Source organism: Paraburkholderia dilworthii (assembly GCF_000472525.1).
In the GTDB taxonomy this organism is placed as follows: domain Bacteria; phylum Pseudomonadota; class Gammaproteobacteria; order Burkholderiales; family Burkholderiaceae; genus Paraburkholderia; species Paraburkholderia dilworthii.
Genome location: NZ_AWZT01000054.1, coordinates 23,441 through 44,478, shown reverse-complemented (window position 1 = coordinate 44,478; position 21,038 = coordinate 23,441). Strand labels below are relative to the sequence as shown.

20 protein-coding genes are annotated in these 21,038 nt (G+C 63.8%); 8 read left to right on the top strand and 12 right to left on the bottom strand.

From position 1 onward, the window contains the following. Positions 1 to 108 precede the first annotated feature (108 nt). The 3 genes from F759_RS0130715 to F759_RS0130705 form a co-directional block, all read right to left on the bottom strand. Positions 109 to 1,326, bottom strand: a complete 1,218-nt coding sequence (locus tag F759_RS0130715; protein ID WP_027803224.1) for a benzoate/H(+) symporter BenE family transporter — start codon at positions 1,324 to 1,326, stop codon at positions 109 to 111. 40 nt (positions 1,327 to 1,366) lie between these two features. Then, entirely contained in the window at positions 1,367 to 2,542 is a 1,176-nt protein-coding gene (locus tag F759_RS0130710) for a vWA domain-containing protein (RefSeq protein WP_027803223.1), read from the bottom strand. Between the two features lie 148 nt (positions 2,543 to 2,690). Continuing rightward, complete coding sequence (locus F759_RS0130705; protein ID WP_027803222.1) at positions 2,691 to 3,533, bottom strand: AAA family ATPase; 843 nt, start codon at positions 3,531 to 3,533, stop codon at positions 2,691 to 2,693. A gap of 354 nt (positions 3,534 to 3,887) precedes the next feature. Here F759_RS0130705 and F759_RS0130700 point away from each other — a divergent pair, with 354 nt between their 5' ends. Beyond that, positions 3,888 to 4,256, top strand: coding sequence for a c-type cytochrome (locus tag F759_RS0130700; RefSeq protein WP_013338619.1), 369 nt, complete (start codon positions 3,888 to 3,890; stop codon positions 4,254 to 4,256). A 58-nt stretch (positions 4,257 to 4,314) separates the two neighbouring features. Then, entirely contained in the window at positions 4,315 to 4,698 is a 384-nt protein-coding gene (locus F759_RS0130695; protein WP_027803221.1) for a c-type cytochrome, read from the top strand. Positions 4,699 to 4,903: 205 nt separating this feature from the next. Here the strand turns inward: F759_RS0130695 and F759_RS0130690 are convergent, their stop codons facing one another. From F759_RS0130690 to rsxB, 3 genes are all read right to left on the bottom strand, one after another. Then, positions 4,904 to 5,338: a DUF1841 family protein gene (locus F759_RS0130690; protein WP_027803220.1), complete on the bottom strand. Its 435-nt coding sequence runs from the start codon at positions 5,336 to 5,338 to the stop codon at positions 4,904 to 4,906. Between the two features lie 169 nt (positions 5,339 to 5,507). Then, positions 5,508 to 6,152, bottom strand: a complete 645-nt coding sequence (gene nth, locus F759_RS0130685; RefSeq protein WP_027803219.1) for an endonuclease III — start codon at positions 6,150 to 6,152, stop codon at positions 5,508 to 5,510. 20 nt (positions 6,153 to 6,172) lie between these two features. Then, a complete protein-coding gene (gene rsxB / locus F759_RS0130680; RefSeq protein WP_152530743.1) occupies positions 6,173 to 7,105 on the bottom strand; it encodes an electron transport complex subunit RsxB in 933 nt (310 codons plus the stop codon). 234 nt (positions 7,106 to 7,339) lie between these two features. On the opposite strand from rsxB, the gene F759_RS0130675 reads away from it, so the two are divergent. Further along, positions 7,340 to 7,972: a TetR/AcrR family transcriptional regulator gene (locus tag F759_RS0130675; protein WP_027803217.1), complete on the top strand. Its 633-nt coding sequence runs from the start codon at positions 7,340 to 7,342 to the stop codon at positions 7,970 to 7,972. Between the two features lie 184 nt (positions 7,973 to 8,156). Here F759_RS0130675 and F759_RS0130670 read toward each other — a convergent pair whose 3' ends face one another. The 3 genes from F759_RS0130670 to F759_RS42515 form a co-directional block, all read right to left on the bottom strand. After that, positions 8,157 to 9,434 (bottom strand): polyhydroxyalkanoate depolymerase, encoded by a 1,278-nt coding sequence (locus F759_RS0130670; RefSeq protein WP_027803216.1) that lies wholly within the window; start codon positions 9,432 to 9,434, stop codon positions 8,157 to 8,159. A gap of 228 nt (positions 9,435 to 9,662) precedes the next feature. Beyond that, the gene (locus F759_RS0130665; protein WP_027803215.1) at positions 9,663 to 11,495 is read right to left on the bottom strand and encodes a glycoside hydrolase family 15 protein; all 1,833 of its coding nucleotides are present in this window, start codon (positions 11,493 to 11,495) and stop codon (positions 9,663 to 9,665) included. An 8-nt stretch (positions 11,496 to 11,503) separates the two neighbouring features. Next, the gene (locus tag F759_RS42515) at positions 11,504 to 11,722 is read right to left on the bottom strand and encodes a hypothetical protein (protein WP_152530742.1); all 219 of its coding nucleotides are present in this window, start codon (positions 11,720 to 11,722) and stop codon (positions 11,504 to 11,506) included. On the opposite strand from F759_RS42515, the gene F759_RS0130660 reads away from it, so the two are divergent. Continuing rightward, positions 11,721 to 11,966 carry a hypothetical protein gene (locus F759_RS0130660; protein ID WP_027803214.1) on the top strand — a complete coding sequence of 82 codons (246 nt, stop codon included), beginning with the start codon at positions 11,721 to 11,723 and terminating at the stop codon, positions 11,964 to 11,966. The genes F759_RS42515 and F759_RS0130660 overlap by 2 nt on opposite strands. 281 nt (positions 11,967 to 12,247) lie before the next feature. Here F759_RS0130660 and F759_RS41510 read toward each other — a convergent pair whose 3' ends face one another. After that, complete coding sequence (locus F759_RS41510) at positions 12,248 to 12,400, bottom strand: DUF3096 domain-containing protein (RefSeq protein ID WP_007175701.1); 153 nt, start codon at positions 12,398 to 12,400, stop codon at positions 12,248 to 12,250. 441 nt (positions 12,401 to 12,841) lie between these two features. Here F759_RS41510 and F759_RS0130650 point away from each other — a divergent pair, with 441 nt between their 5' ends. Then, positions 12,842 to 14,038: a lactonase family protein gene (locus tag F759_RS0130650; RefSeq protein WP_407668561.1), complete on the top strand. Its 1,197-nt coding sequence runs from the start codon at positions 12,842 to 12,844 to the stop codon at positions 14,036 to 14,038. Positions 14,039 to 14,229: 191 nt separating this feature from the next. On the opposite strand, the gene F759_RS45455 is transcribed toward F759_RS0130650, so the two are convergent. Next, complete coding sequence (locus F759_RS45455) at positions 14,230 to 17,985, bottom strand: DNA translocase FtsK (RefSeq protein ID WP_027803212.1); 3,756 nt, start codon at positions 17,983 to 17,985, stop codon at positions 14,230 to 14,232. Between the two features lie 153 nt (positions 17,986 to 18,138). Continuing rightward, a complete protein-coding gene (locus F759_RS0130640; protein WP_027803211.1) occupies positions 18,139 to 18,678 on the bottom strand; it encodes an META domain-containing protein in 540 nt (179 codons plus the stop codon). 243 nt (positions 18,679 to 18,921) lie between these two features. On the opposite strand from F759_RS0130640, the gene purT reads away from it, so the two are divergent. From purT to F759_RS0130625, 3 genes are all read left to right on the top strand, one after another. Next, a complete protein-coding gene (purT, locus tag F759_RS0130635; protein WP_027803210.1) occupies positions 18,922 to 20,145 on the top strand; it encodes a formate-dependent phosphoribosylglycinamide formyltransferase in 1,224 nt (407 codons plus the stop codon). Between the two features lie 94 nt (positions 20,146 to 20,239). After that, positions 20,240 to 20,467 carry a DUF6726 family protein gene (locus F759_RS0130630; RefSeq protein ID WP_051377512.1) on the top strand — a complete coding sequence of 76 codons (228 nt, stop codon included), beginning with the start codon at positions 20,240 to 20,242 and terminating at the stop codon, positions 20,465 to 20,467. A 22-nt stretch (positions 20,468 to 20,489) separates the two neighbouring features. Then, positions 20,490 to 20,846 carry an MliC family protein gene (locus F759_RS0130625; protein ID WP_027803208.1) on the top strand — a complete coding sequence of 119 codons (357 nt, stop codon included), beginning with the start codon at positions 20,490 to 20,492 and terminating at the stop codon, positions 20,844 to 20,846. Positions 20,847 to 21,038 lie beyond the last annotated feature (192 nt).

Below are 21,038 nucleotides of genomic sequence, written 5' to 3'. Positions count from 1 at the left end.
CACACCGCACACCGCACACCGCACACCGCACACCGCACACCGCACACCGCACACCGCACACCGCACACCGCACACCGCACACCGCACACCGCACAGCCCCCACCCTCATCAGCGCCGCGCATTCAGCACCACTTGCGTCAGCACGCCGGCCACGAGGCCCCAGAACGCCGAGCCGATGGACAGCAGCGTGAGCCCCGACGCCGTCACCATGAACGTGACCAGCGCCGCTTCGCGCTGCCTGACGTCCTGCATCGCGTTGGCGAGGCCGCTCATGATCGAGCCAAACAGCGCCAGCGCCGCGACCGACACAACCAGTTCGCGCGGGAACGCCGCGAACAGCGCCGCAATCGTCGCACCGAAAATACCGGCGATCAGGTAGAAGATGCCGCACCACACCGCGGCCGTGTAGCGCTTGGCGCGGTTCTCATGCGCTTCGGGACCGGTGCAGATTGCCGCCGTGATCGCGGCAAGATTGATGCCGTGCGAGCCGAACGGCGCGAGCACCAGCGACGCGATCCCGGTCGTCGAGATCAGCGGCGCAGAGGGCGTGCTGTAGCCGTCCGCGCGCAGTACGGCGATGCCGGGCACGTTCTGTGACGCCATCGCGACCACGAAGAGCGGAATACCGATACTGATGCTCGCGGCGAGCGAAAACGCCGGCATCGTGAACACCGGATGCGCGAGCGCCACCTGAAAGTGGCTGAAATCGAGCAGCCCGAGTACGCCCGCGGCGATGGTGCCGGCGACCAGCGTCATCGGAATCGCGTAACGCGGTGCGATGCGTTTGACGACCAGGTAGGTGAAAAACATCGTCAGAACGAGCGCCGTCTGGAACTGCGCGGCGCGAAATATCTGGATGCCGATCTCGAACAGGATGCCCGCCAGCAGCGCGGCCGCGATGCCCGCCGGAATTTTCTTCATCAGCGTGTCGAACCAGCCCGTCAGGCCGACCACGGTCAGCAGCAGCGCGCAGACGATAAACGCACCGATCGCCTGCTCGTAAGGCACGTGCGGCAATGACGAGACCAGCAGCGCCGCGCCGGGCGTCGACCAGGCAATCACGATCGGTGCGCGAAAATGCAGCGAGAGACCGATTGTGCACACGGCCATGCCGATCGACAACGCCCAGATCCACGACGAAATCTGCGCGTTCGTCAGATGCGCGGCCTGGCCGGCCTGGAACATCAGCACGAGCGAACTGGTGTAGCCGGTCATCATCGCGACGAAACCGGCGACGATGGTGGACAGGGAAGTATCGGCGAGCGGATTTAAGCGGCCAGGAGGCATGCCGGCAGGGGACAATTCAGGCGATGGCGAGCGGCTCATGCAAATGCTTTCTTATCGTTGGGGGAAGAGCGTTACGGGACTACTTGCTCAGCATGCGCGTTGCGGACTCGAGCCCCGCGAGCGTGAGCGGATACATGCGTTGGCCGAGCACTTCGCGGATTGCGCTGACGGACTGGCGGTAGGCCCATAAGCCTTCCGGTTCCGGATTGAGCCACGCATGATGCGGGAAGTGGTCGGCGAGGCGGCGCAGCCATACCGCGCCGGCTTCCGCGTTGTTGTATTCGACGGAGCCGCCTGGCTGCAGCACTTCGTAAGGGCTCATCGTCGCGTCGCCGACGAAGATCAGCTTGTAGTCCGGCGTGAATTTGTGCAGCACGTCCCAGGTCGCGATGCGCTCGGTGTGACGGCGGCGGTTGTTCTTCCACAGGAAGTCGTACACGCAATTGTGGAAGTAGTAGAACTCGAGGTGCTTGAACTCGGCCTTCGCGGCAGAAAAGAGCTCCTCAGTGCGCTTGATGTGATCGTCCATCGAGCCGCCTACATCGAGCAGCATCAGCACCTTCACCTTGTTGTGCCGCTCGGGCACCATCTTCAGGTCGAGCCAGCCGGCGTTGGCGGCAGTGCTGCGGATCGTGTCCGGCAGATCGAGCTCTTCGGCGGCGCCTTCGCGCGCGAAGCGGCGCAAGCGGCGCAGCGCCACCTTGATGTTGCGCGTGCCGATCTCCACCTGGTCGTCGTAATCGCGATACGCGCGCGCTTCCCACACTTTCACGGCCGTGCGGTTGCCCGACGAGTCGCCGCCGATGCGCACGCCCTCCGGGTTATAGCCGCCATTGCCGAACGGCGACGTGCCGCCCGTCCCGATCCATTTGTTACCGCCTTCGTGACGCTCTTTCTGTTCGTCGAACAGTTGCTTCAGGCGTTCCATGAGCTTGTCGATGCCGCCCATTGCTTCGATCTGCGCCTTTTCTTCCGGCGACAGATCGCGTTGCAGCTTTTTCTTCAGCCAGTCGAGCGGGACGTCGAAGGCGAGTTCGGAAGTCTGCGCGACGCCGTTGAAATACGCGCCGAACGCCTGGTCGAACTTGTCGAAGTACTGCTCGTCCTTTACGAGCGTCATGCGCGCGAGGTAGTAGAACTCGTCGAGCGACGGCGCAATCACGTTGGCTTTGAGCGCCTCGAGCAGCGTCAGATATTCCTTCACCGACACGGGCAGCTTTGCGGCGCGCAGCGAGTAGAAGAAGTCGATCAGCATGCTGGATCCTCTGCGGCGGTGGCGCCACGTGGCGCGTTCATTTGCGGTCGCTCGATGGTGGCTTAACAGTACTTAACGGCACTTAGCGGTGGCTTGGCGATGATCCGGCGGTGGCTCGATGGCGGTTCGGTGGCGGTTCAACGGTAACTCAGCGGTTATTGCGGTTCATGAAAATCAGCCGCTCGAACAGACTCACGTCCTGTTCGTTCTTCAGCAGCGCGCCGTGCAGCGGCGGAATGATCTGCTTCTGATCCGACGAGCGCAGCGCTTCGGGCGGGATGTCCTCGGCGAGCAGCAGCTTGAGCCAGTCGAGCAGTTCAGACGTGGACGGCTTTTTCTTCAGCCCGGCCACGTTGCGCAGTTCGAAAAAGCTCTGCATGGCCGCGGCCAGCAGTTCCTTCTTGATGCCAGGGTAATGCACCTCGACGATCTGCTGCATAGTGACCGGATCGGGGAACTTGATGTAATGGAAAAAGCAGCGGCGCAAAAACGCGTCGGGCAACTCTTTCTCGTTGTTCGACGTGATGATGACGAGCGGACGCTGTTTCGCGCGGATCAACTCGTGCGTCTCGTACACGTAGAACTCCATGCGGTCGAGTTCGCGCAGCAGGTCGTTCGGAAACTCGATGTCGGCCTTGTCGATCTCGTCGATCAGCAGCACCGTTTGCTTGTCCGACTCGAACGCCTGCCACAACACGCCCTTGACGATGTAGTTGCGGATGTCTTTCACGCGCTCGTCGCCGAGTTGCGAATCGCGCAGGCGCGACACCGCATCGTATTCGTACAGACCCTGCTGCGCCTTGGTGGTGGATTTGATATGCCATTGCAAAAGCGGCATGCCGAGCGCGGCGGCGACTTCTTCGGCCAGCATGGTCTTGCCGGTGCCGGGCTCGCCCTTGATCAGCAGCGGGCGCTTGAGCGTCATCGCGGCATTGACCGCGAGCTTGAGGTCGTCGGTGGCGACGTACTGCGATGAGCCTTCGAAACGCATGGCGAGATGCTCTTTGGGCGGAAAAAACCCAGTATAAGTCAGAAGCCCTGTTGGCCTGAAACGGGCTCGCGTAAGGTTCCACCCGCGGTCGCGCGAGTGCCGCCCGGTCCCACGGCGCGCGGAAAAAGGGCCGCAAAAAGGCTTGTCGCACGCGGCCCGCGGCCGTGGCCCCGCTCGCTCGCTGCGGCCGGCCGCGCCGGTCCGCCGCGCCGCAGGCCCCGCGCGGTGGACGTTCGGCGCGGCGTCGCGGTACAATTAGCCCGATTTTTTTGGCCTGCGTGGCTCCAATAAGAATAACGGCGCGGGCCGTTGCCTTTTTGGGCGCCCGTTTCCCCTCAAGCCAGGTTACATGCTATGAATAAATTCGTCGGCAAACACGTCGTGATCGCAGCGCTGTCGGTGCTCGCGGGCTATGCGGCCAGTGCGCAGGCAGCCGATGTCGTCGGCAACGCGAAAGCGGGCCAAGGCAAGGTCGCGATGTGTATTGGCTGCCACGGCATCCCTGAATATCGCACGGCTTACCCTGAGGTCTACCGCGTGCCCATGCTCGGCGGCCAGAATCAGGCGTACCTCGAAAACGCTCTGCGCGGCTACAAGAAGGGCGATCGCCACTTCGAAACGATGCACGCCATCACCGCGTCGCTATCGGATCAGGACATCGCCGACATCGCTGCTTACTACGCGGCGCAAAATTCCTCATCGAAGAGCAATCCCGACAAGTGATCGGCTGCGGTTATCCAACCAGTCACACGGCTATTAAATTCGCGGGATAGGAGAATTCATGAATAAGCCCCAACAGGCACTCCACACGGTGTTCAAGGCTGCATGCGCGTCGGCGGCAGTATTCGGTCTCGTTGCAGCGGGCGTCGCGCACGCGGCCGACGCCGGCAACGGCAAGGTGCTGTCCGAGAGCCACAACTGCGCGGCATGTCACGGCGCCAACCTGAACAAGCCGGTGAGCCCGGAATATCCGAAGCTCGCCGGTCAGCACTCCGATTACGTCTACTGGGCGCTGCGTCAGTATCAGATGGGTAACGGCAACCCGCACATGGGCCGCAACAACGCGATCATGCAGGCGCAGGTGCAAAGCCTGTCGCAATCGGACATGAAAGACATCGCGGCTTATATCGAATCGCTGAACGGCGATCTCGTACAGAAGAAGTAAGCGCGCCGCGCCATACCGGCGCCGCTTCGCGATTGCACGACACCCCGCTTCGGCGGGGTGTCGTGCGTTTGGGCGCGTGTGTTTGCGTGAGTGGCTGGCTCCGGGATGCTGAGCCGGCTGATTGTGGTTGCTTTTTCGGGCTTCTGCTCGGGTTGCTATGCCATTGCGCCCACTCCATGCGTTCCTTGCTCCCGGCTCGTTGCGGCTAGTCGCGCGTTGCGCGCCGTTCGATTCGCTGCAAATACGCGTCGGTGTCCGGCGGCATGCCCGTACGTTGCGCTTCCCAGATGGTTTCGCCGAGACATTCCATGATCGCGTGCTGCGCGTCGTGCGTCGACCCGAGGCGGGCGGCGAGACGCTCGTGGGCGGCGCGGATGCCGGGCGGCTGGTCGATCGACAACTGTTCGCTGATGGCCAGATGCATCGACAGATGCAGGAACGGATTGGTCTGCCCGCGTTCCGGCGAGTAGTCCTGAGCCTGGGCCGCGTCGGTATCGGTCAAATCCGCGTGATACTCGGGATGCTCGATGATCCAGTCGGCGGCGATCGCTTCGAGCGGCGTCAGAATCTCGCCCTGACGCTGCTTGCGCCAGGTCTCGGTGAAAAATTGACGGACTTCGTCGCGGCTGGGATTGAACATCGTCGGACCGGTGAATTGAGTGGGAGTAAAAGAAGAGCGCGGCGCACGCGGGCGACAAGAGGCCGTTGCAACAGATAGGCGCAGCGAGGGCCGTCTGCGAGGCCGCTGCCATCATGTATAACGCGGCATTTTACGCGCCGGTGCCGCGGCCTGCTGAGAACGCGCCCGCTCAAAGATCGGGCGGCGGCGTCTTTGGCCGGAATTCGCAAAGCGGCTCTATCACGCAATGCCAGCACTCCGGCCGACGCGCCTTGCACACATAGCGGCCGTGCAAGATCAGCCAATGATGCGCGTCCTTCTTGAACTCGGCGGGCGTGAATTTTTCGAGCGCTGCTTCGACTGCCCGGACGTCCTTGCCCGGGGCGAGACCGGTTCGATTCGCAACCCGAAAGATGTGCGTATCGACGGCGATAGTCGGATGGCCGAACGCCGTGTTCAGAATGACGTTGGCTGTTTTGCGGCCGACGCCGGGCAGGCTTTCCAGCGCCTCGCGGTCTTCGGGCACTTCGCCGCCGTACTGATCGAGCAGAATGCGGCAAGTCGCGATCACGTTTTTGGCCTTGTTCCGGTACAGGCCGATCGTCTTGATGTAGTTCGCGACGCCTTCCTCGCCGAGTTCGAGGACTTTCCGTGGTGTGCTCGCGACCGGAAACATCTTGCGCATCGCCTTGTTGACCGACACGTCCGTCGCCTGCGCGGAAAGCAGCACGGCAATCAGCAGTTCGAACGGGGTGGTGTACTCCAGTTCGGTCGTGGGGTGCGGATTGATGCTCTGAAGCGTTTCGTAGATGGCGCGGCGTTTGTTCGCGTTCATGCTGAGCGTGGCGGATGCTGTTAGCGCGGATTGCGCGTGCTGGCCGGTGTGGACGGCGTCGGGTTGCCGGCGGGGGCGTCGGCGGGCTTGCCCGCAGCTTCGTTGGCAGGTTCGTCGGCAGGTTCGTCGGCGAGTTTTTCGGACGGCTTTTCGGCGAGTCCAAGACGGCGGCGGCGTGCTTCGGCCGCGTCGATCTGCGCCTGCACGTCCTCGCTCACCTGCTCGGTGTTCAGTGGACCCTGGCCTTTGGCGGCCAACTCTTCCTTCTTCTTGCGCGCACGTTCAAGCGCAGCCTGGATGATCGCGCGTTTTTTTGCTTCGGCGTCGTCAGCAGCGCTTGCGGGCGATGCCGCTGGCGCATTGCCCGGCGGCACGCCAGCAGCCGTAGTGGCGCCCGCGCTGCTTCGCCGCGCCGCAACACGTGCTTCGGCCGCTTCGCGCTCGCGCGCGAGACGCGCGTCGCGCCGGTTGTGCCGCTCGCGCGCGGCGTCGGCCAGCGGCTGGCTCCAGGCGTCCCAGCCAGTCGCCTCGCCGGTGACAGGCGGCATCGAAATGCAATCGACCGGGCAGGGCGGCACGCACAGATCGCAACCGGTGCACAGGTCGGCGACCACCGTATGCATCTGTTTCGGTGCCCCAACTATTGCGTCGACCGGACATGCTTGCATGCACAGCGTGCAGCCGATGCAAAGCTGCTCGTCGATAACCGCCAGCGGCCGCGGCCGTTCGACGCCATTGGCGGAATTGAGCGGAATCAGCGGTTTGCCGAGCAGGGCGGCGAGGCGCGCGACGCCTTCGGCGCCGCCCGGCGGGCACTGGTTGTAGTTCGCTTCGCCGCATGCGACGGCCTCGGCATACGGACGGCACGCCGGAAAACCGCACTTGGTGCACTGCGTCTGGGGAAGCAGATCTTCGATGCGATCTGCGAGTGTTTTGAGCTCTGTCACGGTCACGATATGGGGCCAAGCGGGACTCGGCGGGCGGCCGCACAGCTTGAACTAAATAGCACATTATCGCCGATTTCCCCAATTGCCATTGGCAATCCATGTGCCATAATCGAAGCGCTTTTTTCGAAAGACCGCAGAAGGGTTTTCCCCCAACCAGCCCGTTCAGTGCTGTCGGTGCAAGGCCCGAGGAGAGGCCGGCGGCGCGATCCGGAAAACGCGGCTCACGAAGACAATGCCACCATGAATCAGCCGAAAATCAAAAGAGATCCTGAAGGCACCCGGCGCCGCATTCTGCTTGCGGCAGCCGAAGAGTTTGCAAATGGTGGGCTATTCGGCGCGCGCGTCGATCAGATCGCCCGCCGCGCGGAGACGAATGAACGCATGCTCTACTACTACTTCGGTAGCAAGGAGCAGCTTTTCACTGCAGTACTCGAGCACGCGTTCAGCGCGCTCAACGAAGCGGAACGCACGCTCGAACTGAACGGCATTGCGCCGGTCGAGGCCGTTACACGCCTTGCGCATTTTGTCTGGGATTACTATCGCGACCATCCCGAGCTACTGCGCCTCGTCAATAACGAAAATCTGCACGAGGCGCGTTATATGCAGAAGTCGACGCGCATCCGCGAAATGATTTCTCCGATCGTCGCCACGCTCGGCGGCATCCTCGAGCGAGGTCAGCGCGCGGGACTGTTTCGCACGAACGTCGATCCGCTGCGTTTCTATGTGACGCTGTCCGGCATGGGCTATTACATCGTGTCCAACCGTTTCACGCTCGAAGCCACGCTTGGCCGCGATTTCAGCAGTGCGAGCGAACGCAGCGAAGTGATTCAGATGAACACCGAACTACTACTCGCTTATCTGTTGCGAAAGTAGGGCGACGTTTGATGTGTCGGCCTTGCAAAGTTCAGAGCGGTAGAGGCGCTTCACAATCCCGCTCGGAGCAGGTCTTAAGGCAGGCCAGAAAAGTTAGGCCCGAAGTAGTAGGCCAACAGTAGTAGGCCCACAAGAAAACGGCCTCCCATCAGGAGGCCGTTCGTATGGACTGCATAAGCGCCGCTCAGACTTCGGCTTTTTCCTTCACGACTTTCGGCGCCTTGTTGTGCTCGAGGATGAAGTCGCGCAACTGCGGATAAATAATCGTGCGCCAGCGGCGGCCCGAAAAAATACCGTAGTGCCCGCACTTTTCCGCCGTGAAGTGGCGCTTGTCCTTCTCCGGAATGCCCGTGCACAACTCATGCGCGGCATAGGTCTGGCCGTCGCCGGAAATATCGTCCAGTTCGCCTTCGATCGTGAACAGCGCGGTCTTCGTAATGTCTTGCGGCCGCACGCGTTCGCCGGCGACGTCCCACGTGCCTTCAGCGAGGCGGAACTCCTGGAACACGACGCGGATCGTGTCGAGATAGTAATCGGCGTCCATGTCGAGCACCGCGTTGTACTCGTCGTAGAAGCGGCGATGCGCTTCCGCGTCGTCTTCGTCGCCGCGCAACAGGCTCTGGTAGAAGTCCCAGTGCGAAGCCGCGTGACGTTCCGGGTTCATCGCGACGAAGCCCGTGTGCTGCAGAAAGCCAGGATAGACCTTACGGCCCACGCCCGGATAGTTCGGCGGCACCGTGAAGATCACGTTGTTCTCGAACCACTCGTACGAATGCTGCGTCGCGAGCGAGTTCACCGAAGTCGGGCTCTTACGCGCGTCGATGGGGCCGCCCATCATGGTCATGGTGCGCGGCGTGTCTTCGCCGCGGCTCGCCAGCAGCGAAATGGCGGCGAGCACCGGCACGGTCGGCTGGCACACCGAAATCACATGCAGATTCTTCGCGCCGATATGGCGGATGAATTCCTGGATGTACGCAACGTAGTCGTCGAGATGAAACTCGCCGTCTTCGAGCGGCACCATGCGCGCGTCGATCCAGTCGGTTAGATAGACCTTGTGGTCCTGCAACAACGTGCGCACTGTGTCACGCAGCAGCGTGGCATGGTGGCCCGACAACGGCGCGCACACCAGCACCACCGGCTCGTCCTTGAGTTGGGTCACGGCGTCGCTGTCGTCGGCGAAACGCTTGAAGCGCATCAGACGGCAGAACGGCTTCTCGATGATCGTCTGCTCGATGATCGGGATGTTGTGACCGTCTTTGACGATCTGATGGAGATTGAACTCCGGCTTTTCGTAATCTTTGCCGAGCCGGTAGAGCAGTTCGTAACCGGCGGAGAGGCGCGTGGCGCCAGGCACGTAGGCCAGCGGGCTGGCAGGGTTCGCGAACGATTTGGACGCGGCCTGAGCCCAGGCGGTAAGCGGGCTCAGCATAGCCCGCTGGAATTCGTGCAGTTGGTAGAGCATGGGTGCTCCGTTTTAGGCGGTTCGCATGGGGCTTCGCAAACACGCGTGTGGCGTTGCGGCAGGCCATTCTGGTTGTTGGCACATTATTTTTGGCCGACAGACGGTTCGATCATATAGAAACAACTGATATTGTGCAATGCAGCAATCTATCGGGGTTCATCCGTGAAAATGTCTTCAAATCATGCTACTGGCGATGTTGCCGTGCCGCTATCCGGGCTTGCAGCAGCCTCAAGTTGCCGACTGGTCTGTGCCGTTATGAGACGGCTGGCCGGTCGCCCGCGCCATCGCCTGTTCATGCTTCATCAGGTTCAGGCCGGTGTTGACTAGCGCCACATGCGAGAAAGCCTGCGGGAAATTGCCGACGAGGCGCTTCGCGGCCGGGTCGTATTCCTCCGCGAGCAGCCCGACGTCGTTGCACAGTCCGAGCAGCCGTTCGTACATGACGATCGCTTCATCGAGGCGGCCTTGCAGCGCCAGATTGTCCACCATCCAGAACGAACAAGCCAGAAACGTGCCTTCCCCCGGCGGCAGGCCGTCGTCGTATTCGGTCGTGCGGTAGCGCATCACGAAGCCGTCATGCATCAGATCTCGCTCGATTGCGTCCACGGTGCCCTTTACTCGCGGATCCTTCGGCGGCAGGAAGCCGACGAGTGGCATAAGCAGCACGCTTGCATCCAGCTGGTCGCTGCCGTAAGCCTGTGAAAACGCGTTGCGCGCCGGATTCCATGCCTTTTCGCAGACTTCGGCGTGAATCTGCGCGCGAGTGGCGCGCCATTCGTCGAGCGGGCCTTCGAGCTTGAACATTTCCGCCGATGCAAGCGCGCGGTCGAACGCGACCCACGCCATCACCTTCGAAAACGTGAAATGCTGGCGCCCGCCGCGCGTCTCCCAGATGCCTTCGTCGGGTTGCTGCCAGATCGTGCCCAGGTGGCGCAGCAGCGCGCACTGCACATTCCACGCGGTGTCGTCCGCCTGCAAGCCGCCGACGCGCGCCAGATGGAGCGCGTTCATCACTTCGCCATACACGTCCAGCTGAAGCTGACCGACGGCGTTGTTGCCGATCCGCACCGGCTTCGCCCCCTGATAGCCAGGCAGCCAGTCGATCTCGAACTCGGACAGGCGCCGCTCACCGGCGAGCCCGTACATGATCTGCAACTGGTCGGGCGCGCCGGCCGTGACCCGGCCGAGCCAGCTGCGCCATGCGCGCGCCTCGTCGTAATAGCCGCCGCGCATCAGCGCGAGCAGTGTGATGGTGGCGTCGCGCAGCCAGCAATAGCGGTAGTCCCAGTTGCGCGTGCCGCCCAGCTGTTCCGGCAGCGACGTGGTGGGCGCAGCGACGATCCCGCCGGTCGGCTCGTAGGCGAGCGCCCTGAGCGTGATCAGCGAGCGGCGGATCGGCTCCGCCCATCTTCCTTCGATGGTGCCGCGCGCCGTCCATTCGAGCCAGTGATTCTCGGTACGCGCCAGCGCCGTATGCGGATCGCGCGCGGGCGGAAGCCGCAGATGCGAGGCCGAATAAGCGAGCGAGAAGGGCACGCGCTCGCCTTCGCTGACGGTGAATTCGGCGACGGTTTTCATATTTTCGCCGCGCAGGTCGACGGGCGTGCGCAGCACCGCGTTATCCGGGCCGACGATCGCGCGGATGCCGCTCTCGTTCTTCAGACGGTCCACCCACGGAATCGAAAAGCCGTAGTCGAAGCGCAGCACCAATTCCATTTTCATGCGCACGGTGCCGCGTTTGCCGACGACGATGCGCACCATCTCCGACCAGCCGTTGCCGGGCGGCATGAAGTCCACGAGCGTGACCGCGCCTTCGGGTGTTTCGAAGTCGGTTTCGAGGATCAGCGTCTCGCCGCGATAACGGCGGGTGGTGGTGGCGGGCGTGTCGGAGTCGGGGCAGATCTGCCAGCGGCCGTTCTCCGGCGTGCCGAGCAGCGCGGCGAAGCAGGCTCCGGAGTCAAAGCGCGGCCAGCAGAGCCAGTCGACGGAACCTTCGCGGGAGACCAGCGCGGCCGTGTGGCCGTCGCCGATGAGCGCATAGTCTTCAATAAGTGCAGGCATGTTGCGTTTCAGTAGCAGGTGCGGCGATGTTGGCCGCGCCCCGTTCGTTGTTCTTTGCGGACTCGCGCGATGGCTTTTGGTTCATCGGGCAATGCGGCAAAACGCGGGTTGGTAAATGTCAAACCTATGCCTACAATCGGTAATCCAGCCGGTGCGGAAATCTTCCTGATTTTGCGAACTGGCTTGCCCATCGCGCATGCACACGCCGTTTCGAGGACGAAAGCCATGCTGAATCCGTCAAAATCCGACTGCATCACGATTCTCTCCGCCGCGAGCCAGCTTGCGGACGATTCAATGTTGCCGCTCGATCACGGCCGCCTCGGTCTTAGCCTCAACGGCATGCAGACCGCCGCGAGTTTTCTGATCGAACGAGCCTGCTTCCGGCGCTACCAGGAAGGTGATGGCCATTATGCCGTCGGCGCGCTGTCGCTGCAGGGGCGCTGGCGTCTCGAGCAGCTTTCGAACGGCTAACTCCCGCGTCTAGTCTTGCGTTCAATACGCACGATGCGCACGCGATTCCACGCGGTCCCACGCGACTCATATCCGGGCCGCCCGGATGCTGCTTCGCGCATGAACGCCTGACATCTACTGCCGGTTCACGGCAATGACCGGCGCGGTCGAGTCCGCGCATGCGCGTCGTTCAGCGTTCGCGGACGTTCATGCGCCGTTGCGCGGGCGATGCTCGCATCTGCAGGCGCGGCATCGGCTTCGCACGGACAGGCGCCGGGCCGTGTTGCGCCCGGCTGCCGCCGTCAGAAGTGCGACGATCCCACGCCAAAAATGCCAATGATCCCGATGATGATCAAATAGAGCGCGACGATGTAGTTCAACAGCCGCGGCATCACGAGAATCAGAATGCCGGCGATCAACGAAACCAGCGGGCCCAGGCTGAGTGTGACGTTCATGAAGACTCCGTAGTGTGATAACACGCGATTAAAAAGGTCCAGCCCAGGCGGGACAATTGCTACCGATGCAGCGGCTGTCGACACAGCGGCTGTCGATGCAGCGGCTGTCGACACCCAGCCGCCGACGCAACACCAATGCTGCGAGAAGACAAACCGCCGGACGCCAGCCAGCGGGTCGCGCGGCCCCGCCTCGCTGCATGAACCGTTGCAACACTTCTATACTTGCTCGACAAGACCAACGCTCGACCGCCGCGCGGCAGACCAGAGACACCATTACAACCGATTCATGCAAATAACCGATGTAGAGGAGGTCGTATGCTTCGTCGTCACCGGGCCGCTGTGCGCGCCGCTCCAGGAGCTCCACGTGCTCCTGGCATTAACCAGCCTTCTTCGTATTCCGATGCGGGCTTCCCTTCACGCCGCGCGCGCAGATGGACTGCGATGCACTGCGCCCGCTCGATCATAAAAGGTTTCGCGCTCATGGTCTCGATTGTCGCTTCGCCCGCATTTGCGCAGGAGGCCGGCGCGGCTCCGGCCGACGGCGTCTATGACATGCTGGTCGGTACTTATACCGGCGGCAAGAGTGAGGGCTTGTACGTCTATCGCTTCGACACGAAGACTGGCGACGCGACGCGCGTCTCGGTCGCGCAGACGGTCAATCCGTCGTATCTGGTGGTGAGCCGCGACCACCGGTTCGTCTATGCCGTCAATGAACTGCCCGGCGACAACGGACCGGCCAGCCAGCGCGGCGGCATCAGCGCGTTTCGCTTCGACGCCGCGAGCGGCCAGTTGAGCTTCCTCAACAAGGTTTCCGCCGACGGCAACGATCCGTGCTACCTGAGCCTCTCGCCGGACGGCAAATATCTGCTCGCTGCGAACTATTCGGTGGCGGCCGATCCGGGCGGCAGCTTCGCGGTGTTTCCGGTGCAGGCGGACGGCCAGCTCGGCGCGTCGGTGCTGACCGTGCATCATGAGGGCGGTGGTCCGGTGAAAGGGCGCCAGGACAACTCGCATGTGCACTCCACTGTGTTTTCGCCGGACGGACGTTATCTGTTCGCGCAGGATCTGGGCGCCGACAAGCTCTATTCATACCGCTACACGCCCGACGGCAGCCGCGGCCTGTTCGGCCCCACCGACTGGCGCTACACGCAGGAAAAGCCGGGCACCGGCCCCCGGCATCTGGTGTTCGGCGCCGATGGTAAGCATGCGTATCTGACGAGCGAGCTCGCCGCCACCGTCAGCACCTTCAATTACGACGACGGCAAGCTCACGCAGGTCCAGACAATTTCATTGACCGAGCCCGGCTTCAAGGGCGCGGTCGGGGCGGCGGCGATTCACCTGTCGCCGGACGGGCGCTTCCTGTACGCGACCAATCGCGGTGACGCGAACGAGATCGTGATCTTCTCGGTCGATCCCACGAACGGGCATCTGAAAAAGATCGGTCATCAGTCGAGTCTCGGGAAGTCCCCGCGCGAGTTCGCGATCGACCCGACGGGCAAATGGCTGATCGTCGGCAACCAGAATAGCGATACGGTATATGTGTTCAGACGCGACCCGCAGAGCGGCCTTCTGGAAGCGAACCCGAAGCGTATCGAGATCGGCTCGCCGGTGGATTTCAAGCTGGTGTCGCCGTCTTGAGCGAGGTGTCCGCGCGTTGGCGTGCGCGCGCGGGATTCTAGCGATGACTGAATCATGGATGCGAGCACGCGTGCGTTACGCTGAATGAACAACGGGCTGCTTTGAGCGGCCCGTTGTTTTGCGGCTGGCGTTCTTCGCCTCACGACGCGTATTCGATGCGCCCGCGAAGGTGAGCCGTCAGTGTGACAAGCCTATTCCGCAGGTCCAGGCGCGAGCACTTCACGGCTGCCGTTGATGCCCATTGCCGACACCAGCCCGGCGGTTTCCATCTGTTCGACAAGGCGCGCCGCGCGGTTGTAACCGATGCGCAGCTGCCGCTGCACCGACGAGATCGACGCGCGCCGCGTGCGGACGACGAACGCAACGGCTTCGTCGTAAAGCGGATCGGCTTCGGCCTCCGGCGCGTCGCCGAACAGATCCTGCGCCGCACCGCCGTCGGTCGCCGGGCCGTCGAGAATGCCCTCCTCGTATTGCGGCTCGCCGAACTGCTTCAGATACTCGACGATCGCATGCACTTCCTCGTCCGCGACGAACGCGCCGTGCACGCGCTGCGGGTAGCCCGTGCCCGGCGGCAGGAACAGCATGTCGCCCTGGCCGAGCAGCGACTCCGCGCCCATCTGGTCGAGAATCGTGCGCGAGTCGATCTTCGACGACACCTGGAACGCGACGCGCGTCGGAATGTTCGCCTTGATGAGACCGGTGATCACGTCCACCGAGGGCCGCTGCGTCGCCAGAATCAAGTGGATGCCGGCCGCGCGCGCTTTTTGCGCAAGCCGCGCGATCAGTTCCTCGATCTTCTTGCCGGCCACCATCATCAGGTCTGCCAACTCGTCGATCACGACGACGATCAGCGGCAGCGGCGCGAGCGGCTCGGGCGCCTCCGGCGTCAGCGAAAACGGATTGCCGAGCTTCTTGCCCTTCGCTTCGGCGTCGCGAATTTTCTGATTGAAGCCCGCGAGATTGCGCACGCCGACCGCGGACATGAGGCGGTAGCGCTTTTCCATTTCGCCGACGCACCAGTTCAGCGCGTTGGCCGCGAGCTTCATGTCGGTGACGACGGGCGCGAGCAGATGCGGAATGCCTTCGTAGACCGACAGCTCCAGCATCTTCGGATCGATCATGATGAGGCGCACTTCCTCGGGCGTCGCCTTGAAGAGCAGCGAGCAGATCATCGCGTTAATTGCGACCGATTTGCCTGAGCCGGTTGTGCCCGCAACCAGCATGTGCGGCGCTTTCGCCAGATCGGCGACCACTGGATGGCCGGTGATGTCCTTGCCCATCGCAAGCGTCAATTGCGAATGCGAGTTCTGGTAGACGCTCGCTTCGAGAATCTCGGACAGACGGATCGTCTGGCGCTTCGCGTTCGGCAATTCGAGGCCCATGCAGGTCTTGCCAGGAATCGTTTCGACGACGCGGATCGACGTGAGTCCGAGCCCGCGCGACAGGTCCTTCATCAATCCGACGATCTGGCTGCCGCGCACGCCGAGCGCCGGTTCCACTTCGAAACGCGTGATGACGGGACCGGCCGATGCGCCGACCACCGTCACCGGCACCTTGAATTCCTGCAGGCGCTGTTCGATCAGCAGGCCGGTTTCGATGAGCTTTTCTTCGGAGACGGGCTCGACGTCGGTATCCGCAGGCGCAAGCAGATCGAGCGTGGGCAGTTCCACCATCGACGCGGCCGGCGCGTGGAACTCGAAGCCGTTGGTCGGGCTGTGGCCGCGCAGCGGCGCGCGCTGCACGGACGGCTCGGGCGCGGGTTCGGGCATTGCGTTCGATGGGGCCGGTGGTGAAGCCGACGGTGCCGGGAAGGCGGTGTTCGGCGCCGGCGCCGCTATTGCTGGTGCTGTCGAGGGCACGCTGATGGTCCCTTCGTGATTTGCGTGCGGTTGCGGGTGGGCCTCTGCTGGTGCTTGTACTCGAGTCGCGACGCCGGGGAAACGAACCACGTTGGATGATCCCGGCGGTGAAATGCTTTGGCCGGACGCGGCGGCTGGCGCGGCTGCGTGGGGCGGGTTTGATTCGGCCGACGTTGTCACGGCGTTCGCGAGGGTCAAGGGCGTTAGCGCTTCGATGTTGGCGGTCGGTGCGGTCTCGGCAGAGGTTGTGCTTGCATCTGCATCTGCATCTGCATCTGCGCCGACGAACTCTGCCGCCGAGGCCAACGCCGCTGCGTGCGGGATAGTCGGCGTCGATGGCGTTGCTGTGTGACTCGACGAGGTAAGCGGCGCTTGAACGTCAGGCGGCTCAATCGGCCATTGCACGACGGGTGCCCCGCTGCTCGCAGCCGGCGCCTCCGGTTCCTCCCGCGGCGTGTGAGCGTGCACATCGACCGGCGGGGCCACCGCCGCGTCCGATGGCGCTCCCGTTGCAGTTTCCTCCACGAACGTCCGGGGCTGCATTTCAACGGGCCGCTCAACCGGTGCTTCATCGGCGTCGCCGATCGACTCCTGTCCCGACGCATCGCTCGCGGCGGATCTCGCGACATCACCAGAGTGCGCGTGCACCGCCGACAAAGGCGCCTGCGATTCGCCGCCTCCCAAACCGTCCCCGCTCGCGGTGCCAATCAAACCCGACCGCGGAGCCTCCGCGATCTTCGCGCCTTCCGCGGCAGTGCTTCGCGCGAGGCTGACGCCTGCGATATCCGTCCAGCGCGCGGCGTTTTCCGCGATGCTGCGCAGCGTTTGCTGGACGCTGGCAGGTGGCGTGACTGTCTGCGTTGCGGCGAGAGGCCGCGTATAGCTTGGCGCTGGCGACAACGGACGACGCGCGCCCGAAACCGCGGCGACATCATCGGTGCGGGAAGCCGGCGGCAGCGCTTGCGCGGACGATGCCGCGCGATCGAGCGGCGCGGCGGTACGGTTGAGCGGGTTGAGCGCCGCACGCCCATCGACGGACGCGTTCGGGGACGCAGCGCCCGCAACCCCGCGCGCCAGCGCGGCCGTGCCCGCTGCGAGAGCAGGCGCTTGCGTTTCGGCACCTTGTAGACCGGCGGCCAATCCCGCCGCACCCGCGCCGATTCCCAACGATCCACCGCCTCGCGGGTCGCGAGCCGGCCGGCCTGCGCCTGGCGTGGCGATATCGCCAGCTCCGGCTTTAGCGGCCGGGCTCGCGGCAGATGCCCCCGGCGATGAAGTCGTCTCGCCCAACCATCCCGCCGGTGCGACGGGCTCCGTCGGCGCCCATGCCGGTTTGCCCGTACCCGACGCATGCATCGGCGTCTGTGCCGTTACGTGTCGCGCCGGCTTCGGGCTACCGGTCCGCAAGACTGGCTCCGCTTGCGAAATCTGGCTGCGCGGCGCAACTCGCCCGGCGCGCCAGCTTTCTCCGGCTGCGCGCGTTGCGGCGTCCCTGCCAGCGGCGGGTCCAGCAGCGCCCGCACCTGCAACGCCGACACCTGCAACGCCGGCGCCACCCGCAGCGCGCCCTTTGACAGGCGGGCGCCAGACGGTCGGTCGCGAATAACGCCCTTTAGTCTTGGGCGCCATCGTGTTCATGGAACTGGAAATGTGCGGCGACGCGCCGTCGTCGATGCTGCGGTGGCGGCGCGCCTCATCGTCACGCCTTGCGAGACCGCGCGAGGCGAGGCCGAGGCCGAACGCGCCGTCGGCCCACGCGAGAAACTCGCGCCAGTGAAAACCGATCAGCCAGGGCAGGCTGACGACGAGCAGCGCGAGCGCCGCGAGCGGCGTGCCGATATGTCCCAGCAGATGGCCGAAGCCCGCCGCGAGCGCATGGCCGATCGCGTTCATACCGGCCGCGCCGATCAGCGACGCCTCCAGCGTGCAACTCGCCAGTATCACGCAGACAAAGCCGAGCCAAAGCCGGATCGTGCCGGGGCCGCGCAAACCTGCGCCGCCCGGCAGCATCGACTTGACGAGCCGCCATAAGAGAGGAATGAACCAGACGGCCGACCCGCCGAACCAGCCGAAAACTACCGTGTGCATACTGGACATCAACAAATGACGGATTGAGGGAAACGCAATCCGTCGAGTTTAAACCGGCGAAGCCGAAGACTTCGAAGGCGGACGCAAGTATGCCTGCGTCCTCGTGCGAACCGGGCGGCGCGCCTGACGATCCGCGCGCCGCCCGCTGTGCTGCTACCTGGCGCTACGCTCGAATACCAACGTATCGCCGTTATCGAGCACGAGCTGCATTTGCTGCGGCTCGCGCATCTGCACGCCGGTGCGTTCGATGTGCGTCAGCGCGTTCAGATACGCGCTTTCGATCTCGCCGCCCGGCGTCGCGCAGGCCATGCGCGTGCCGCCCAGGGTGTCGAAACTCAGCTTGCCGTCCTTCAGCGAGTATGAGCCCATGTAACGGTTGCAGCCGGAAAAGCCGCTCGCGTGGCGCTGGCCCGTCGCGGTGGAAAGCGTCAGCGTGATCGGCGCGCCGAGATTGGCGAACGGAACCGTGCGGGGCGTGCCGTCTGCCTGCTTCCAGCCGGTGAGGACCCAGCTTGTGTCGTCGAGCAATTGCGTGGCGGCAGGGTTGAACGGGTCGGGCGCGGGTGCTTCCGAATCCGGATGTTTCGGAATCGCGCAGGCTCCGAGCAGCGCCGCGACGCTCAGCGCGGCGAGCGCCGTGCGCGCATGGGGCGCGATGCGCGCAAGACGTCGCGTGGAGAAGCTTGGATGCATGGCGTCGTTCCTCTTCAAACTGGCAAAGGCGTAAGGGTAACGCACTCGGTGCGCCCCGCGCTGATGGAGATTGCGGCGCAGTACCCGCGCGCTGCCTGCGTTCACGGCAGCGCCCGGCGACCCGTTGCGCTTACCGTGCGGATAAAAAAGCGCCCGCCGCAAGCAAGGTGCGGCGAGGGGCCCGCATGTTAACATCGTGTTCTATCCAATCCCACCCTCATCCGACTTTTATCTGGAGACCCCATGCAGATCGGCCAACGGATCGGCACGCCCCTTTCTGAATCCGCCACGCGCGTCATGCTGCTGGGCGCCGGCGAACTCGGCAAGGAAGTGATCATCGCGCTGCAGCGGCTGGGCGTCGAGGTGATTGCCGTGGACCGTTATCCGAACGCGCCGGGTCATCAGGTTGCGCACCGCTCGCATGTAATCGACATGACCGACCGTGCCGCGCTGCGCGCGCTGGTCGAGCAGGAGCGCCCGCATCTGATCGTCCCCGAGATCGAGGCGATCGCCACCGAGGCGTTGGCCGCCATCGAAAGCGAAGGTGTCGCCGAAGTGATCCCGACCGCGCGTGCCACGCAACTCACGATGAACCGCGAAGGCATCCGCCGTCTGGCCGCCGAAGAGTTGGGCTTGCCCACGTCGCCGTATGCATTCGCCGATTCGCTCGAGGAATTGCGCGCGGGCATCGCGAAGGTCGGTTATCCGTGCGTGGTGAAGCCGGTCATGTCGTCGTCGGGCAAGGGCCAATCGGTGCTGAAAAGCGACGCCGACGTGGAAGCGGCCTGGCAGTATGCGATGGCCGGCGGCCGCGTCAATCACGGCCGTGTGATCGTCGAAGGCTTTATCGACTTCGAATACGAAATTACGCAGTTGACCGTGCGCGCCGTCGATCCGTCGAACGGCGAAGTCGCCACGTACTTTTGCGATCCGATCGGTCATGTGCAGGTGGCGGGCGATTACGTCGAATCGTGGCAGCCGCAGCCGATGAGCCCGCTCGCGCTCGAACGTTCGCGCGAAGTCGCGCACAAGGTGACGGCCGCGCTCGGCGGTCGAGGCCTCTTTGGCGTGGAACTTTTCGTCCGCGGCGATGACGTATGGTTCTCGGAAGTCAGTCCGCGTCCGCACGACACGGGTCTCGTCACGCTGTGCTCGCAACGTTTCTCTGAGTTCGAATTGCACGCGCGCGCGATCCTCGGTTTGCCGGTGGATACGTCGCTGCGCGCGCCGGGTGCGTCGGCGGTGATTTACGGCGGGCTCGAGGAGGCGGGCATTGCATTTGAAGGCGTCGCCGCTGCGCTGGCCGTGCCGAACGCGGACCTGCGCCTTTTCGGCAAGCCGGAGAGCTTCGTCAAGCGCCGCATGGGCGTGGCGCTCGCCACAGGCGAAAACATCGGTGAAGCGCGCTCGCGCGCAAAAGAGGCAGCGGCGGCGGTGCAGCCGGTGTCGGGAAAGTCTGCGCGATGATGCTTGCGCGTCTGCCGGCACCTGGCTGTGTTCGCAGCCTGAAATGATGGGAGCGCGTCGAATGGACGGCGGGCTCATTGAAGTCGAGGTAGGTATGTGGCAGGACTCCCCTCACACAGTGTCGCGCGGCGCAACGTGGCGCGGCAGGGCCGCTCGTCTCGGCACGCTCGGCGCGTTGTTCGCGCTCTGCGCGGGATTGACGGGCTGCGGGCTCGCGGCTGCGCCGTGCCGCATTGCGTCGGCTGGTCTGAAGATCGTGCCCGTGGTCGGGCACGTGGCCGCCGCGCCGACCGATGCCTGCGCCGAAGTCATTGACCCTTGAGCAGCAACGACCGAGGCATCCAATGAAGAAAAGGCTGGTTGCAGTGAGCCTCGCGGTGATGTGCGGCTATGCGTTCGCCGCACCCTTGCATCTCGACGACGTTCAGACGAAAAATCGTCAAACGCGTAAGTACACCTGCGCAACCGGCAGGATCCTGCACGTTACCTACTGGAATACGGCCAACGGCCAGAGCTTCGCGCTCGTGCCGGTGAAGGGCAAGCAACTGCTGTTCGTCAATACGATCGCGGCGTCGGGCGCGAAATATCAGGCCGGCAGCTACACCTGGTGGACCAAGGGCCCGCGCGCCGATCTTTACGACGCTATGGCCGGCGAAGACGCGTCGCCGGTCTTGTCCGACTGCATCACTCTCAATCGTTGAAACGTCGGCTGAACTTCGGCTGGACTTCGACGGAAATTTGGCTGAAATTGATAACGCGGCCCGCCCAGGCCGCCGCTTGTTTCGCCGCTTGTTTCTTCTCCCGCCGCGCGGCGTTGTCCGCTTGCGCGCATCATTTCCTCCCGAGTAGTAAGCTGTTTGGCGTGGCATTCGGCTTGTCGCCGTGACTGTTGC

Excerpts from the sequence above, each read along its gene's own strand:
- F759_RS0130715 (WP_027803224.1), bottom strand. The coding sequence starts at position 1,326 with ATGAGCCGCTCGCCATCGCCTGAATTGTCCCCTGCCGGCATGCCTCCT.
- F759_RS0130710 (WP_027803223.1), bottom strand. The coding sequence starts at position 2,542 with ATGCTGATCGACTTCTTCTACTCGCTGCGCGCCGCAAAGCTGCCCGTG.
- F759_RS0130705 (WP_027803222.1), bottom strand. The coding sequence starts at position 3,533 with ATGCGTTTCGAAGGCTCATCGCAGTACGTCGCCACCGACGACCTCAAG.
- F759_RS0130700 (WP_013338619.1), top strand. The coding sequence starts at position 3,888 with ATGAATAAATTCGTCGGCAAACACGTCGTGATCGCAGCGCTGTCGGTG.
- F759_RS0130695 (WP_027803221.1), top strand. The coding sequence starts at position 4,315 with ATGAATAAGCCCCAACAGGCACTCCACACGGTGTTCAAGGCTGCATGC.
- F759_RS0130690 (WP_027803220.1), bottom strand. The coding sequence starts at position 5,338 with ATGTTCAATCCCAGCCGCGACGAAGTCCGTCAATTTTTCACCGAGACC.
- nth (WP_027803219.1), bottom strand. The coding sequence starts at position 6,152 with ATGAACGCGAACAAACGCCGCGCCATCTACGAAACGCTTCAGAGCATC.
- F759_RS0130675 (WP_027803217.1), top strand. The coding sequence starts at position 7,340 with ATGAATCAGCCGAAAATCAAAAGAGATCCTGAAGGCACCCGGCGCCGC.
- F759_RS0130670 (WP_027803216.1), bottom strand. The coding sequence starts at position 9,434 with ATGCTCTACCAACTGCACGAATTCCAGCGGGCTATGCTGAGCCCGCTT.
- F759_RS0130665 (WP_027803215.1), bottom strand. The coding sequence starts at position 11,495 with ATGCCTGCACTTATTGAAGACTATGCGCTCATCGGCGACGGCCACACG.
- F759_RS0130660 (WP_027803214.1), top strand. The coding sequence starts at position 11,721 with ATGCTGAATCCGTCAAAATCCGACTGCATCACGATTCTCTCCGCCGCG.
- F759_RS42515 (WP_152530742.1), bottom strand. The coding sequence starts at position 11,722 with ATGGCTTTCGTCCTCGAAACGGCGTGTGCATGCGCGATGGGCAAGCCA.
- F759_RS41510 (WP_007175701.1), bottom strand. The coding sequence starts at position 12,400 with ATGAACGTCACACTCAGCCTGGGCCCGCTGGTTTCGTTGATCGCCGGC.
- F759_RS0130650 (WP_407668561.1), top strand. The coding sequence starts at position 12,842 with ATGCACTGCGCCCGCTCGATCATAAAAGGTTTCGCGCTCATGGTCTCG.
- F759_RS45455 (WP_027803212.1), bottom strand. The coding sequence starts at position 17,985 with ATGCACACGGTAGTTTTCGGCTGGTTCGGCGGGTCGGCCGTCTGGTTC.
- F759_RS0130640 (WP_027803211.1), bottom strand. The coding sequence starts at position 18,678 with ATGCATCCAAGCTTCTCCACGCGACGTCTTGCGCGCATCGCGCCCCAT.
- purT (WP_027803210.1), top strand. The coding sequence starts at position 18,922 with ATGCAGATCGGCCAACGGATCGGCACGCCCCTTTCTGAATCCGCCACG.
- F759_RS0130630 (WP_051377512.1), top strand. The coding sequence starts at position 20,240 with ATGTGGCAGGACTCCCCTCACACAGTGTCGCGCGGCGCAACGTGGCGC.
- F759_RS0130625 (WP_027803208.1), top strand. The coding sequence starts at position 20,490 with ATGAAGAAAAGGCTGGTTGCAGTGAGCCTCGCGGTGATGTGCGGCTAT.